12 protein-coding genes and 1 pseudogene are annotated in these 16,338 nt (G+C 45.1%); all 13 read right to left on the bottom strand.

Annotated elements, in window-relative coordinates:
* Window positions 1-409: DUF4934 domain-containing protein (locus BHV72_RS02615; protein WP_286854338.1), on the bottom strand; the 409-nt coding region annotated here is incomplete at its 3' end.
* Window positions 410-476: 67 nt separating this feature from the next.
* Window positions 477-1,325, bottom strand: a complete 849-nt coding sequence (locus BHV72_RS02610) for a formylglycine-generating enzyme family protein (RefSeq protein WP_117599396.1) — start codon at window positions 1,323-1,325, stop codon at window positions 477-479.
* A 105-nt stretch (window positions 1,326-1,430) separates the two neighbouring features.
* Window positions 1,431-2,741 (bottom strand): HlyD family secretion protein, encoded by a 1,311-nt coding sequence (locus BHV72_RS02605; RefSeq protein WP_022401751.1) that lies wholly within the window; start codon window positions 2,739-2,741, stop codon window positions 1,431-1,433.
* A 3-nt stretch (window positions 2,742-2,744) separates the two neighbouring features.
* The gene (locus BHV72_RS02600; RefSeq protein ID WP_022401752.1) at window positions 2,745-4,952 is read right to left on the bottom strand and encodes a peptidase domain-containing ABC transporter; all 2,208 of its coding nucleotides are present in this window, start codon (window positions 4,950-4,952) and stop codon (window positions 2,745-2,747) included.
* A gap of 35 nt (window positions 4,953-4,987) precedes the next feature.
* Window positions 4,988-6,154: a 6-bladed beta-propeller gene (locus BHV72_RS02595; RefSeq protein ID WP_022401753.1), complete on the bottom strand. Its 1,167-nt coding sequence runs from the start codon at window positions 6,152-6,154 to the stop codon at window positions 4,988-4,990.
* Window positions 6,155-6,176: 22 nt separating this feature from the next.
* Window positions 6,177-6,332: pseudogene (locus BHV72_RS02590) on the bottom strand (formylglycine-generating enzyme family protein); the annotation flags it as partial.
* A gap of 100 nt (window positions 6,333-6,432) precedes the next feature.
* A complete protein-coding gene (locus tag BHV72_RS02585; RefSeq protein ID WP_229034661.1) occupies window positions 6,433-6,849 on the bottom strand; it encodes a DUF3244 domain-containing protein in 417 nt (138 codons plus the stop codon).
* A 115-nt stretch (window positions 6,850-6,964) separates the two neighbouring features.
* Window positions 6,965-8,716 (bottom strand): tetratricopeptide repeat protein, encoded by a 1,752-nt coding sequence (locus BHV72_RS02580; RefSeq protein WP_181979398.1) that lies wholly within the window; start codon window positions 8,714-8,716, stop codon window positions 6,965-6,967.
* A 27-nt stretch (window positions 8,717-8,743) separates the two neighbouring features.
* Window positions 8,744-8,890 carry a hypothetical protein gene (locus BHV72_RS02575; RefSeq protein ID WP_181979399.1) on the bottom strand — a complete coding sequence of 49 codons (147 nt, stop codon included), beginning with the start codon at window positions 8,888-8,890 and terminating at the stop codon, window positions 8,744-8,746.
* 616 nt (window positions 8,891-9,506) lie between these two features.
* Window positions 9,507-10,157: a hypothetical protein gene (locus tag BHV72_RS02570; protein WP_008665573.1), complete on the bottom strand. Its 651-nt coding sequence runs from the start codon at window positions 10,155-10,157 to the stop codon at window positions 9,507-9,509.
* Window positions 10,158-10,205: 48 nt separating this feature from the next.
* Window positions 10,206-13,412: an efflux RND transporter permease subunit gene (locus BHV72_RS02565; RefSeq protein WP_117688880.1), complete on the bottom strand. Its 3,207-nt coding sequence runs from the start codon at window positions 13,410-13,412 to the stop codon at window positions 10,206-10,208.
* Complete coding sequence (locus BHV72_RS02560; RefSeq protein ID WP_005835284.1) at window positions 13,412-14,884, bottom strand: TolC family protein; 1,473 nt, start codon at window positions 14,882-14,884, stop codon at window positions 13,412-13,414. The genes BHV72_RS02565 and BHV72_RS02560 overlap by 1 nt, the downstream gene beginning before the upstream one ends.
* Window positions 14,881-16,338, bottom strand: a 1,458-nt coding sequence (locus BHV72_RS02555; RefSeq protein ID WP_286854306.1) for an efflux RND transporter permease subunit, incomplete at its 5' end; no start/stop codon positions are given. The genes BHV72_RS02555 and BHV72_RS02560, both read right to left, overlap by 4 nt.

The following is a 16,338-nucleotide window of genomic DNA, read 5'->3' as shown; positions in this document are numbered from 1 at the left end:
ATAGTAGGAAATCATTATTCCATCCCAATAGATAAACGGTTCTCCGAACCGTATCAGCCCAAAAGCTCACTTTCCCCCATGAATCCTTTGCATATCCTTCCGGATCAGTACCTACGTGTCCAATATCCCGAATATACTTCCCGTTAGTACGGTCAAAAAGCTTCAGATTTTGATGGACAGAAGATACCAATATCGCACTATCCATAATTATGCACTCCGGATATTTTCCTATAATAGCCTGCTCATTAGTCTCCAAAGGAATATAACTTATGCTGGAAAACAAATTTTGTACAGATTGTCCTTCTGACAATCTACTCATTGCTTCCGCAACATTAATTACATTGCCATCAATCTGCTTTTCGGAACACGAAGTTACAACCAACATCAATAATAAAAAGAATTTCCACATATATCTCATACCATTTCTATTCATTACTCTGAAAGTAGTAAAATATCACTTATCATCATTAATTACATTATTTAATCGATTCCGGCTCCATCACAAGGCGAAAACCTCCATACTCGTCACTATAATTCTCAATGTCGTAATCAATGTACGACACCCGACACCCCTTTGCTGTTCCTCCCCAACTTCCACCTCGCAATATTCGGCGGAAAAAAAGATAAGTACCCTCAAAAGGCCATCCCGGATGGATAGACTTACCACCTTGCTTGTATTCTTTAGTGTACAAATCACCACACCACTCCCAAACATTGCCACTCATATCATACAATCCCAATTCATTGCTTTTTTTCAGACCTACCGGACGGGTAGTTCCAGCTTCTCCATATTGTCCGCCAGAGGAATTCCCAACATGCCAAGCCACCTCACTTACCTGATTGCTGCCACTGTATTTATAGTGCTTACTTTTGTGTCCACCACGCGCTGCGTATTCCCATTCGGCCTCAGTCGGAAGACGAAATGTTTTACCGGTCATAGCATTTAATCTACCGATAAACTCCTGCGCATTTTTCCAGCTTACATTTTCCATCGGGCAATCTTCGCATCCCCCATTAAACGGCAAAATGGAATCAGTATCCATAACCGCCCTCCACAGCCTTTGAGTAACTTCATATTTTCCTATGTAAAAATCAGATACCGACTCCTTACGTGCTGGTTTCTCGTTATCCTCACAGTCACATCCCTGCTCATCTGTACATCCCATCATAAATGTACCTCCTTTCACAAAAACCATCTCAATAGAATCCCCATTCACAACAACTATAAGTTGCTGAATAGGAGTTTCATTCGACTGACATCGAATAAAAACAGTTATAAGACATATTGCCAAAACAACAGTCAATGCTTTAACTCTTCTTTTCATACTTTCATTAAGAACATTCTCTTCCTTAGTATTTCATACTATATATACGAATAGCACAAACATACTAAAAACAAATGAATTACGAAATTTACATAGAACTATTTTTCATTTTTCATATTCCACCACTTTCCTCAACGGAGCCAACAACCTTTCCAGTACATTCTTGTCAGCAAGGATAATGTCTGCCGTACCTTTCAACTCACGCGAAACAGGTAGCTGTTTGCCGTAGTTGGTCTGCATGCCGTCAGGCAAAGTTATTTCCACTATATACATTCCCTCTTCCGTTGGAGCAGGAGAGATACTTGCGACCTGCCCTTTTACATAGCCAAACTCCTGGTCGGGATAATTATTCAGACGTATATGCACCCGCTGTCCCACATGTACCTTACCCGAACCCTGCAAAGGAAGTAGAGCCTTACCTAACACCCTTGAACTGTCGGATGGCTGAATCGTGAAAACCGTTTCACCGGCTTTCACATTCTGGTTACGACTCCAAACCGTCATAAAAGTAACCTTCCCCCTGACCGGACTTTTCAATAAATAAGAGTGCTCCCATGCACTCAATTGCGCGGCTAACTGCTCTATGGCATTCTTTAAATCAGTCCGGCGACTCTGTTCCTCATCGTATGCTTGCTTACGTATATCCAACATATTTTCCTCATGTTGTACCAACTGCATTTCTGCCTGAAGCAAACTCATACGTACCTCTTCTTTAGAACGCAAACTTTGCAAATATCTGCTTCCAGACTCCTCAAATTCCGCAGCAATCATAGCCTTACGCACATATAGAATAGAATCACGGGTATACATACTTTCGGCAAGCTTTATATCCTTATCAATCAACTCATACTCCCGCTCTGCCAACCGAAGATAGGAGCGTTGTCCACCCAGTTGTTTTTCCTGAAAACGAAGTTTCCGAGCGTAATAGTCCAACTCCATAAAACGTGCATATTCTGTAAGTGAAGTAATGAAAGCTGCAAAAGCCGATTGCAGTTCCCCCAACTGCCAGCGCCTACCGGCAAAAAACTCCACCCCTTCCCGCCAGTCATAATCTTGCGCTTCCCAGGCTTTCATCCTCTCCTTAAGAAAACGCACATCTTCAGAAGACGCAGCATTGCCAATCACTCCTAAATCCGCATCCGTACTCACCAGACTCCCATTCTTCACATAAAGTGTATCCAGCTTCCCCGTAGCATGTGACAGCACAAAGGCGGGAGGCTCTTCCGTAGCCAGAGTCACCTCTGCCGCCAAGGTGTCCGGATACCTGAATATCCAACAACCAACCAGTATCATCAGCAAAATCAACGCCAAGACAGTGATTCCACACCTCACTACCCAGGGAGAGATATGGTTCATCACCTCCTGCACTTCTTCACTGCGGAGTTCTATATCTTTATATTTCTTTTCTTCCTCCATTCATTAACTACCCAATTCCAACTGGTTCTTAACCAGCCGGTAATATAGTCCTTTCCGCTCCGTCAGTTCCCGATGGGTACCTTCCTCCACAATGCATCCCTTATCCAGTACCACAATCTTATCGGCATCCTTCACCGTGCTAAGCCTATGCGCCACTACCACCACGGTTTTTCCTTTATAGAATTCATGCAGATGTTCCATAATCTCTTTTTCATTATTTGCATCCAAGGCATTGGTGGCTTCGTCGAAGAAAAGAAATTCCGGATTTTTATACACAGCACGTGCTATCAGCAAACGTTGTTTCTGCCCTTGGCTGATACCATTCCCCTCCATACCGATTTTGGTGTTATATCCCAATGGAAGAGAATCTATAAAATCACGGATATTGGCCACCGTCACGGCGTGACGTAGCCGCTCCACATCAACCTGCTCCTCTCCCACAACAATATTCTGCGCAATGGTTTCCGAAAAGATAAAACCATCTTGCATCACGGCTCCCGTCTTGGCACGCCACAAATGAGGATTTATGTTCTCCAACGAAGCATCACCCACCTTCACAGCCCCCTTATTGGGCGAATAGAAACCAAGCATCAGTTTCACCAGAGTAGTCTTTCCACTCCCGCTCGCACCTACAATAGCTGTCACTTTATGTTCGGGAATCACCAAAGAGACATTATCCAGCACATAGTCTCTATCCGCTCCATCGTAACTGAAGCACACATTTTCCATTCTCAGCTCCCGCTTCTCAGGCAAAACAGACAATTTTGAAGCAATATCCTGCTCCTCGTCCGGCTTCCCATGTACCTCATTCAGCCGTTCCAGACTTATCTTGGCGTCCTGAAACTGCTGCGCAAATCCTATAAAAGAAGAGACCGGCGCACTGAGCTGACCGATGATATAAGTCAGAGACATCATCATACCCAGTGTCATCTCCCCTTCCACCACCGCCTTTGCCGCAATAAACGAAATTATAATATTCGTGGTCTGATTGAAAAACACAGAACCTACTTGCTGTACCTGCCCTAGCGTCAACCCTTTTACGCTGATTTTAAATAGTTTCACCTGAATACGCTCCCACTGCCAGCGCTTCTGTGTCTCGCAGTTATTCAACTTTATTTCCTGCATAGCGGTCACCATCTGCACAAGGTTACTCTGCTCTCCGGCTGCTTGTGCAAACCGACGGATATCCAATTCACGGCGATATTTCATAAAAGCAAGTATCCAGGCAATATACAAGCTGTTACCTAAAAGAAAGATTCCCAATACCACCAAATTGTAGTAAGCAAGTACAATAGCAAAGATGAAAAAACTGACAAAGGAAAAGAGCGTACTAATAGAAGAACCTGTCAGAAAATTCTTTATACGGTCATGGTCACCAATGCGCTGTATAATGTCTCCCACCATCTTCGTATCAAAAAAATGAAGCGGCAACTTCATCAACTTTGCCAAAAAGTCCGAAATAAGGGAGATGGATATACGCGTATTCACATGCAACAATATCCAGCTACGGATAAACTCTACCGATAGTTGTGATACCGAGATTATAATCTGCGCAACCAGCACTAAGGTAATAAAGCTCAAATTTCCGTCACTGATACCCACATCCACCAAGGCTTGCGTAAGAAAAGGTAGGATAAGCTGAAGTAAGCTCACCACCAACATGCCCAATATCAGCTGAAACAACTCTTTCCTATAGGGAGTCAGATAACGGAAGAAAAAACGCAACCCTCTTTCTTTCAGTTCCGGTTCTCCCTCACCATTATAAAAGTCAGGAGTGGGTTCCAGTGCAAGCGCAGTCCCCTTCTCTTCTCCGTCCGATTTGGTAGCTAACCAGCATCGCTTCAATTCCAGTTCATTATACGTAACCAACTGAGTTGCAGGGTCTGCTATCCTAAACGTGTATTGCCCTTTCTTTTTCTTAACATCATAGCAAACCACAAAATGACTCTGATTCCAATGCAAAATGCAAGGCAGAGGAACATCTTCCGCCAATTGTTCAAAAGAGACACGAACTCCGGACGTTCTGAAACCAATAGACTCAGCAGCATCGCTGATGCCTAACATGGAAACGCCATTGTGAGAAATAAAAGAACGGGCACGCAAAGTCTGCAAAGAATAACTCTTTCCGTAATATTTGGCTATCATACGTAGGCAAGTAGGTCCACAATCCATAGCATCAAGCTGACGATAATATGGGAATATCTGCTTCATATCTTTAATGAACCGCTCTTACCAATTATGAAAATTCAGTCAACACTCTTATATTTATATAATAAGACAACGGGATTTGACTCCTCATTCAATCCTGCAGCAATTTCTTTAGCTCTCCCTTTCAGCTCATTATTTTCATAAGTTTCCACCAATTGATTGGCTGCCAAGGTCTGGAAAGCAGCTATTTCATCATTATTCATCGGATGGGATACCAAATCTACACCTTGCAGTTTAGCAAAGTCACCATTACGCACAATAGCATCGAATACTGCATTTTCTTGCTTGTCATACACCACACCGATAGTAGGGAATCCACTTCTTTTGTCAAAATCGAATACCTTTTGTATCGTTTGCATAAAATAATAACGTTCTGTAACCGCCCCTATGGTAAGAAGAATTTCAGGATTCTCGGAAGGAGTTTTCACCAAAAACGGACATAATTTATTTTCCTTCGATACATAGTTGTACACCGTATCAGTAGATGTTTCCACAAGCAACCAATCACCTTTATACGGTATTATCGGACGTACAGAAGCTACTGCAATACCGTCCCCTTTTTGTACAAAAGGTGCTTTGACAATATCAAATGGAACTGGAATCCCTTTCACCACGCTTCCGTCTTTCTTTGATATTATCATATGATAAAACGGCTTTTCTTTCAACTTTCCCTCATTGTAATATACAGACATATCATAGCAAATCAAACTATTCTCATCATAATTGAACACATCCATAAATTCAGCACCTTGTACATAGTTTAAACTACGTTTGAAATTGCCAAACAAATCGTAAACAAGTATCTTTTTTGAAGGAGTACTGTTGACATACAACTCATTCTTACCTTCATCTAATACTATGCCATTAATAAAAGTATACTCCTCAGCGCCCTGCCCCCGACGATTCCACTTCCTCACTCCCTTACCAGTTTTTCTGTCAAAAAGGAAGATGTCACCATCATTATTCCAGTTTTTCACTACAATATATTTATTGTCAATAGCCATCACATCACCCTGCGTAATGAATTCATCATTCGTTTCCAACGGAATGTATTCCACATCCATAAAATCCTGAAGCACCAGTTCCTTTTTCGGATAATTTTGGGAAATATCTACTGTTACTATATCTACAGTCCCGCTATTTTCTCTACATCCACTCCATCCCAGCATTAAGAACAATACTACAACTACATTTATTCTTTTCATAACTTACGCATTTTTAATTACATTATTTACTAAAATTCAACTCCATCACAAGGCGGAAGCCTCCATACTCGTCACTATAATTCTCAATGTCGTAATCAATATACGACACCCGACACCCCTCTGCCGTTCCTCCCCAACTTCCACCTCGCAATATCCGGCGAAAGAAAAGATAGGTGCCCTCCAAGAATATTCTTCTCCAAAGTTTCTTGTAAATGTTTAAGCCGATTCATACAAGTGATGCAAAATGAGATTTGTTTCATAGTGCTATATAGCCATTATTAATGAATAGTAAATCTACCGAATGCATAAGCTCCATCCAAACCTTTTATCTCAAGTAAAAAATCACCAACTAAGCCTTTCTGTAATTGTACTTTTCTCAATATTGGAGAGTCAATATTCTCAGTAGAAGAGTAAACAACATCCCCATTCTGAGAAATTACAATTTCAATTTCACCTATAGATTGATAGAACTCCAAGTCAATGGAATAGTCATCATTTAAGAATGCAGAGAAAGGAACATCCATTGGTATAGAACGAGGTTCTTGACCTGCTCCTTGAGGCTTTATAAAAGGCCTATCATTAACAGACAACACTATTTCTGTATTAACAACTAGAATATTAAAAACGGCAGCTATGGTATTCATCGACAAGAAGCCATATAGGCTTAAAAGACAAAAAAAGTTTTTCATTTTCATAGTACCCATGTTTGATTTTACGGCATAAAAATAGCGCAAAATACAGTGTATTACACAAAACACTCATGGACAAAATCTAATTCAATTAATCATATAATAATCAACTAAATAAATACTATAGTTTGTTTTTCTGGATGGACAAATACAACGGATTTGTTTTAAAGAACGCATTCAAATCATCTTGTTTTCCTAAATGGAGCTTTTCCTTCAAACGTTGTTTCTTTTTAAAAATAGAATTTTCCTCACAAACAAAAGCTGCGACCAACTCTGCTGTAGAAAATCCCAACTTTATCAACACAGCCAACATAAGGTTATGCTCGTTCAATTTATACTTCTGTCGCAAGTTAGTCACAAAATTGCCAGACAATAAATCTATATAGCCAAAGATGTTCAGCCATTCCTCTTCACTCAATTTTTTCACATTCAAATTTCCTTCTTTCAGCTGTCCTAAAAGAAACAAAGCACCTTGCTGAGAATGTTCACGTATTTCTTTATTCTCATTTTTCAAAACCTGTATCTTCTGGGCCAGGATTCCTATTTGTTCCTTAACAAGTACCTCAGACAACATTCCCTTTTGTGCTTGCTGATTACATTTCTTCAATTCCTCTATTTGACAAATATACCGTTCTATTATCTTTTCATTCTCTTGATAAGTTTTGAGCTCCTTCTCCATAAACCTTTTAAGGCGTTTTCTATAACTCTTTCTATATTGTTTTTTTATTTCCTGATATGCTACAAATCCCACAACTATAAAGGATAAAGACAGTAGCAGCCAAAAATATAGCTGAATCTGCTTTTCTTGCATAAGCAATTTATTCTCCACCACCAATTTATCTGCCTCATTTTTTTGCTGTATTTTAAAGATTTTGTGCTGCAAATTCATCTCCTGTGCTATTTTTTGCAACGAATCAGACTTTTCTTTATAAAGCAGAGCCTTAGCATACTCAGCACGTTTCTTTTCCAACAAATAAAGATAATGATAAGCACCGGATTGTGTATAGCAATCTTCCGAAGACAAAGCATTCCTCACATACATTTCTGCCCTTTCCAATTGCCCTAACTGCAAATAGGCATCTCCCAATGACAAATTATAATAAGGAATAAGAGTAGAAACTTGCTCATTCTTTAAGGCTGAATGAAAAAATTCAACTGCTTTCACATAATTTCCTTGTCGTTTTTCTTGTTCGCCCAAAAAGTGCGCCAAAGAAGAATATACCGGAGACAAACTATCCTGCTTTAACAAAGACATTCCCATCTTCGCATATCGTGCAGCATTAACATACTCTTTCCGAACCTCATAAATCCAGGCGATATTACGATAGCTATACACCATTTTCAAGGTATCACCGACTTTTTTATTATAAAAAATAGATTTTCGATAGTTGTCAAGTGCCATATCATACATTTCCGAGTCATCATTCAGCCTACCTACATATTGGTGCACCAAAGCCATCATCTTATACTCTTCTGTTTTCTCCAATTTAGCCAAAGCGCTCAAATAAGCTTGTATAGCCAATGTATCATTATCTTGCAAAGCTGCCACTTTACCATAATAAAACAATGCCTTTCCTGCTTTTACACCATCATCCTTATAATAATCTACCGCAATTTTTATCAACGAATCCGACTGCAAACTATCCAGATAGTTTTTATCACGTGCTTGTGTCAGCAGCAATGCATAGTCTGCCCGCTGCTTCCCACGAAGCTCCTCCGGATGAGGAATTTGTTCCAACAGCAGCAATGCACTGTCAGGATATACATCCATATACCTCTCTACCTTATCAAAAACATTGGATACGTTCTTCTCTACGCAAGAACCTAACAGTACGCAAACGGACAAAAGCCCAAGATATAGCAGTTTTTTCATATGAACATGTTCTTTACCAGATTATCATTACGTATACACAGAATCCTTTTGGAGATAAATATTCACACCAGCCAACGGCAATCCTTTTTCCCCATCAGTCACAATGCCATTTGTCTGCGCATTAGAAACAACTGCACAGCAGAATGTTATGAACAGTACTATACATCGCTTCATAATCCATGTATATATAATTAAACTTTGGATGAGAATAAGCTTTTTTACGGCCTCTCCCTTCAAAGATACAAAAAACCGCTTCAACAATGTACAAAAACAAGATAAATGTGACAAACAAAACAAATAGCTCAGAGCTTGTTTCCCCTTACATAGGCTTCCTTTCCATTTTCTGTACGGAGTTATCAGCGCCTATCGGCCGTGATGCGCTCTGCCAACGGCCGTCAACCACTCGACTAACGACCGTCAACAAGGTGCTTCATAACCGTTGAACACCTATTATACTCATAGTTTCCCCATACTGTGCACCTATCTTATTCCTATTATGAGCCCAGCTGCAGTCTATCGGTAAACGGTCTTTTACGAAGTTAATACCGTGTTTACACGAAACGCATATCGTGTAAACAAGATATTTGCAAAATGCTGTACATTCTATTAATACACTAACAAACAAGATATTAACTTACTTTTCGGCGTATTTCCGCTGTGGAAGCAAAAGTTGCTTCCACCTTTTTGAGTTGCTTCCACAGCACTTGTAATGCCGATGAATAAAGGGATGCAGGAAGTAGGTGGAAGTGTGGAAGCAGAAATGATAAAACTAAGCAGAGATAATTTTCCCTTAAAAGCAATAAAACTCCAGAATCTGCTGGAGCAAAGCATCCTGCTTTCCCAGACCTTTTTCCAACTCCACACTTTTCAGGTTATAGAGTTGTGCCAGCAAAGCTGACGACTGCTTCTCGCAAAGACGGGAATCATGTACCTGCTCCATCCAGCAGACGGTCTCTCCCCAAACATCTACCGAAAGATGTGACAAGACTTCTGTCGGGGCTCCCCCCTTCTCCACCTTACGGAAGATTTCGACCAAAGCACACAACAAGCTGGACATTATCTGTTTACAACGGGAATGGGAACGGGATTCCCGGTTTCTGAAACGTAGCAGGAAATAGTACCCCAGCCATAAATAAACGGTGGTGACTTCTGCATGGATTTTCTCTATCCTCTTCCAATGCGCAACCAAGGCAGCATCAATTTCTTCCAGAATCGCATCCGTATCATCTTCTATGTAGTATTTCTGCGCAAGACACTCTATCACGCACCCCCATTTCGCCATATCCACACACTCTTGCGTACGCCCCATCCATACATGGGCTTCCTCCAATATCCGGAATGCCTTTTCTCCACATTCCGGAGCATCATAAAACCGATACTGACGAAACAACAGAAGAGACTGACATAATAACTCATCCAAAGAGTACTCCGCACTTTCCATATTTAAAATTCAAGTATCCATTCAGGTAACAAAATCGAGCAAAAGTAATCATTTCCTAAGAAAATCACGCTGTTTCAACACAAAAACCGGCAGGAAAAAGAAGATACCGATGACGGACATCACCAGTCCGCCAATGGTACCCGCCGCCAATGGAAACCAGAAAGCCTCCTTGTCCTCACCTATCATGAAAGGGATAAATCCCAGAATGGTAGAAACTACCGTGAGGAAAATAGGAACGACCTTCGCATTCCACGCCTTGACGTAGGCACGAAGAGCGGAAAGACGGGGGAAACGACGTCGGATGCTGTTGTACTCGTTCAGGACATAGATGCTGGCATTCACCGTGATGCCGCACAGCAGGACGAACGAGGCAAAACCGCCCTGGTCGAAGTTCAGCCGGAACCAATAGAAAGTAAGAAATACCCCGATATAAGAAACCGGAATCACAAAGATGATGGCAAGCGGCTGCTTCAGGGAGTTGAACAGAACGCTGGTCGTAAAGAAGATGATGGCTATCACCACCAGCAGAAGCAGGTATTGGCGGTTGTCCTTCTCGCCCCATGACCAACTGTTGCTGTCCGACTCGGCTGTATAACCCATCGGCAACAGTTTGTTGAACTCCTCCAGGTCACGTTTCTGTATCTTGTTGCCCATCTCATTGGAGCCGATATATTCGTATTGCAGGCAGAGGCGGTACTGCTGGTTTTCTTTGGCAATCTCCTGCGGCATCTGTCCCTTTTCCACAGTAGCCAGTTCGGAAAGTTTGTAATGCTTGCCGTTTCCTACTCCATAGGGAAAGAACTGCATTGCCCAGATGTCATATTCGGCAGACTGGCGGGAAGAGAGCTTGATTTTCTCCGTTCCCTGCTCGGCCGCTACCGAGCCAATCTCCAGATTCTTGCCGAAGATGGGGCGCACCGCAGAGAAAAGCACTTGCGCGTCGATGCCCTCTTGCGCCATGCGCTCCTTGTTCAGGTTGAAGTAGAATTCCTGATAGTCATCCTTCCACCAGGAGAACTCCGAATTGATGAGCACTTCCTTGATACGCCGGTGCGTCAGCAGCTTGGCCTTCAGCTTCTCCGCCCACTCATAGAGTTCGTCGTAGTTGTAGCCGTACATCCTGATGCGGTAGGAGCCGGCACTCTCGCGGACGTCATTACTGAACCCCTGGTCCTGCAATCCGTAGATGCCCCAGCTGCCGCCTCCCAGTTCCAGTGCCTTGCTTATCATATTGGCTTTCAGTGTATAGGGAAAACCGCTGTTCCGGGCTTCCTTCTTAAAATAAATCTGCATACTGGCACGCCGGGGGCTGTAAATGGAAGTATGAAACTGCCTGATTTCCTTGAACCGGCTGAGGTAGGTCTCCATACGTTTCATCAAAGTGTTCATCTGCTCGAGGGTGCTGCCATTGGGAAGGTTGGCGTTGGCATAGAGCACCACCTCCTCATTACGGGTGAAGTAACTGCCTTCGTACACCTTCTGTATGAAAAGCCGCAAGCTGCCGCCCAGCGCCTTGTCCACAACGGGTTTCACCGACTCCTTATAGGTATCCGAACCGAATACCTTATTGTAAGCAGCTTCCCATTTTCCCCCTCCTTCCAGTTTGCCGGGCAACAGAAAAACGGGCAGACCGAAACCCAACAGTAACAGCAGGCATACAGCCCAGCGCCAACGGCATAGAAAACGGATGAGAGCAGAGTAACAGCAGGAGAAATAAACGGGGAAACGTCTGAAAATCCGTCCCAACCTTGTTTTGAATGTTTGCGTCAGCCCCGGCAAGACAAGACGCCTCTTCTTCCCCGTAATCCGCCTCACCAGTCCTATCTTCTCAATCATCGACGGAACAAAGAACAACGCCACCATCAAGGAAACAGCCAGATTGATGATCACTACCGCTGCAAAGTCCTGCAGGTTGAGCCGTATCTTCTCGTCAAGGAAGAAAATGATAACAAGCGCACCCATCGTAGTGAGGGTTGCCGCCAACACCGACAGGAAGGCCTTGAGATTACGCCGATGCAGAATGTGGTCGGTCATGACAATGGTGCTGTCTATCACTAGATTCAGCGAGACAGTGATACCCGCCAGCGAATAAAGCTGCATCTCAAGTCCGAAGAGGTAGTAGAAGATAAGTGCCACCGCTATATTTACAGCCAGGCTGGTAACTATCAGAAAAAGATATTTCAACTTACGAGTAATGAGCCATACGAATACAAGCAGGATGAGTACCGTCAAACCGGTACGGAAGTAAATCTTGTCCAGTTCTTCCCGTATGTACTCGGTCGCATCATAGCTGGTATGCACTTCATATCCGACAGGAAGTACCTGCCGAACAGCTTCCATCTCGTCCATCACGGCACGGTTCAGTTGCAACTGGTTGGCAGTTTCTTCCGCAGTAATGGATAGATAGACGGAATTCAGCCCATTGATGCGGTAATAGCTTTGCGGCTCCTCCTCCATACGGACAGCCGACACCAGTTCGTCCAAGCGGAGCAGTTTCCCGTCGGTAGCCGTCACGGTGATGGCAGCAGGATTAAAACCAAGGGAGTTGCTCTCCGGCACCAGTACCAGGCGTATCCATTCCCGGCTACCGTTACCTGTATCCACATTGTGCGTACCCAGAAATTCCTTCCGGTAATGCCGCTGTACTGCCTCGCTGATGTCCGATAGGGTCACACCCAGCAAGCGCAACTGTTCACTGTCATATTCCAGTCTCCACTCCATGGGCGTGGCACCGCTGAGTTCCACCTTATAGATACCCGGAATATTTGCCAGCCGCGGCTTGATATGCTCCTCGGCATACTGCTGAATCAATATCGGAGTGGAAGGGGCATTCAGTGTGAAGGACATGAAAGGGCGTGAGGCGTTCTCGTCGGGCACTTTCATGTGAATGGTGGGATAGCTGACACCTTCGGGCAATTGGGGCCACGTCTGCCGGATGATGGTGGAAGCTTCGAAGCGGACTGCCTCGACATCGGCATGCTTGTCCAGCTCCACAGTAATGTTGCCGTAGCCGTTGCCCGAGGTGGAGTTCAGCCGCTTCACTCCGCGGATACGCGCCAGCATGGATTCCAGCTTGCTGGTCACTTCCATCTCCACCACCCGCGACGAAGTGCCAGGCATGCTGAAACCCACCGTGAAGCCGGGCAGGCTGCGTGACGGATTCAGCTTGACGGGGAGCAGCGGTATCAACGCCACCCCTACCAAAGCAAGGCAGACAAACGCCACTATGACGGTGAAGGAAGAAACTCGTTTCATCAGTTATTATAATCAAATTTTTCCGACAGCGAAAATCCGCTGGCAAAGTCGTGCAACGTCAGTTTCCGTATCTTGTAATAATTCAGCCAGTAGTCCTGCAAGGCGGAGATGTAATTGCGTTGCGCTTCCTGCTGGCGGTTCAGCGAGAGGGTCAGGCTGTTGATGTCTGCCTTGCCGATAATGAAGCGCTGGCGGGTTTCGTTATACGCCAGGATGGCAAGGTCGAGGGCCTCTTCGGCACTGGCGACGAGGGCTTGCTGGACGTTGAAGTCGCTGACGGTCATGATAACCTCCTCCTCAATGCTGATTTCACTCTGCCGGGCAGAAGTCTTCACCACGTTCAGATTGTTCCTCGCCATGTTGTATTTGCCTTTCCTCACGCCCCAATCCACCAGTGGAATGGAGACACTGACCGACACCATCTCCTGCTGCATGGGATGCCTGTATGCTTCACCGAATTTCTCTGCCACCTGGTTGAAGCCGACGCTGGCGTTGATGCTGGCGTTGAAGCGCGATTCCTTCTTCGTCTTGTCTACTGTCTGCTCGGCTTCCAGCACTTCCTGACGAAGCCCCAGAAATTCCGGATTGTTGGCTTGAGCGGCCAGCAAAGCCTCATCAACCGGTATGGTCAGCGCCCTCGGACGTCCCGGAAGCGACACCCTGATATCCGTGTTCTTCTCCATATTCAGGAAAGATGCCAACGAAAACATGGCGCGCTTCAAGGCACTGGCGGCATTCTGCAAAGTATTGCGGGCATTCACCACGTCGAGTTTCAGCGTCAGCAGGTCGGCACGGCTGATGGCGGCTATTTTCAAGCGCTGCATGCCGATGCGGTAGAGGGTATCGGTGGAGACGGCATTGTCCTTGGCCAAGTCATATTCCGCCTGTGCCATGGCAAGCGCAAAGAAATAGGTAGTGGCCTGCTCGGATACTCGCTCTGCATTGTAAATATACTCCTTCTTCACCTTTTCGTACTTCAGCGGCTCAATCCTGCGTTCCCAACGGAAAGGATTGTAACCGACCAGACTCTGCGAGTAGCCCAAACGAACCGGAACACTGGTGAACTGGGTATACTTGTTTCCACCGAAGCTCCGCATATAGCCCAGCTCCGTATCCAGATAGAACGTACCGCCCGTCAAGTCGAAATTCTGTCTGACGGCAAGATTGCCGTATGCATAGAAGGATTGCTGGCTGCGATAGATGTCAAGGTCCTGTTCGGAGTCGTAACGCTTGGTGATATCACGGTTGTACTGTGCCGGAGTCATGTTCAGCGTCAGGCTGGGAAGGCGGTTTGCCTTATAGGTGCGGTATTCCCAATAACCGGCCAGATACATGTTCTTGGTGCGGAAGGCTTCCAGCGAACTGTCATTCGCCAGGGCAATGGTCTGCTGCAAATCGAGCGTTATCCGCTGTTGGGCAAAAGCGGAAAAGGCTCCCAGACTGAACAAAAGTATAAGACTTAATTTCTTCATGTTCTTTCTTTTCTATAAATAAACCAATATATCAACGGGATGATGAACAGACTGACCAGTGTCCCCACGAACATCGCCCCAATCATCGCTATGGAAAGCGGCTTTTGCAACTCAGACCCCATATCGAACGAGAACAGCAGCGGAACCATGGCAAATATCGTGGTGAGCGATGTCATGATGATGGGCCGGAGCCTTCTCCGTCCCGCCTCGTGGATGGCCTCGAGCAACGGCATCCCCTCTTTCCGTAATTCATTAATGGCATCCAGCTTCAGGATGGAGTCGTTGATGATGATACCGCACGTCACAATCAGTCCGATGGCAGACATCAGGTTCAAGGTATGCCCGCATATCCACAACAGAAGCAGGGCAAACGCCACATCTATCGGAATTTCCAGCAGCACGATGAGCGGCTGCACGAAGCTTTCGAACTGGGCGGCAAGAATGAAATACATCAGCAGGATAGAGATGAAAAGAATCACCACCAACTCGTCCAGCATCTGGCGGTTGGAGAAGAAACTGCCGGAGAAGGCCGTATCCCAGTCACCCGTGGCATCTGCCTCCCGCTTCACCTTTTCCATCAACTCCGGAGCATCGTCCACTTCATAGAAACGGAACGGTATATATTCACCGTTGCGTCCTGCCGTAATCGTTTTCAAATCCTCGGCCGGACGCACCTTTACCAGCTCCCGAAGCGGAATATACTCCACTTCGCCCTTACTGTCCGGACGGGTCTGTATCAATGTCTGCTGCAGCACCTCGTTCACTGTCCGCTCCTCGCCCACAATGCTGATAGGCAGGTATTGCTGGTAGGAATGGAGCATAGCTACGCTGTTCTCCTTGAACGCTGTCCGCAACGTACGGTAAAGCTCGTCATACGAAACGTCATAGAGCAACAGCTTTTCCTGCAGGATGCTTATGTCAAGCTGGTTCTCGAAAGCGATACCTACGGGCGCTGTCCCCGTAAGCTCCGCAAACTGTTGTTCCAGTCCGCGCAATTCTTCCGCCGCCGGCGCCTTCTCCTTGTTACGGGCATAAAGTTCCGCCACCACATCGGCCTCCCCGGTCACGAAAAGCTTCTCGAACACGGTTTCGGGTGGAGAAAAGGAGACTGTCGCCAACGGATATTCCCGTGTCAGCCACTCGCCCGCCTGCTTCTGCAAGGGAGCAATCCCGTCAGGCGAGGAAGTCTTGAAATACAATTCTGCCTCCGAAGAAGAGAGAGCCTGCTCACGGTTCAGCAGATAGTCCTGCTGGCCTATGGCAGCCGTCTGTTCCACAGTCTTGTCCAACAACTGTCCGAACAGCACATTCACACGATGCCGGTTCTCGTCCACATGTATATTTTCGTTCCATTCCACGTGGACTATCAGTTCATTCTGGTCTATCTGCGGCATACGCTCCTTGGCTATGGAATAGAACAGAAAGACACAAAGAGGAATAGAAACCACACAGAA

The organism is Bacteroides sp. 43_46 (assembly GCF_001915455.1).
Taxonomy (GTDB): Bacteria; Bacteroidota; Bacteroidia; order Bacteroidales; family Bacteroidaceae; genus Bacteroides; species Bacteroides caccae.
Note: the sequence above shows the minus strand (reverse complement) of the source record. Positions and strands in the feature narration are given on the sequence as shown.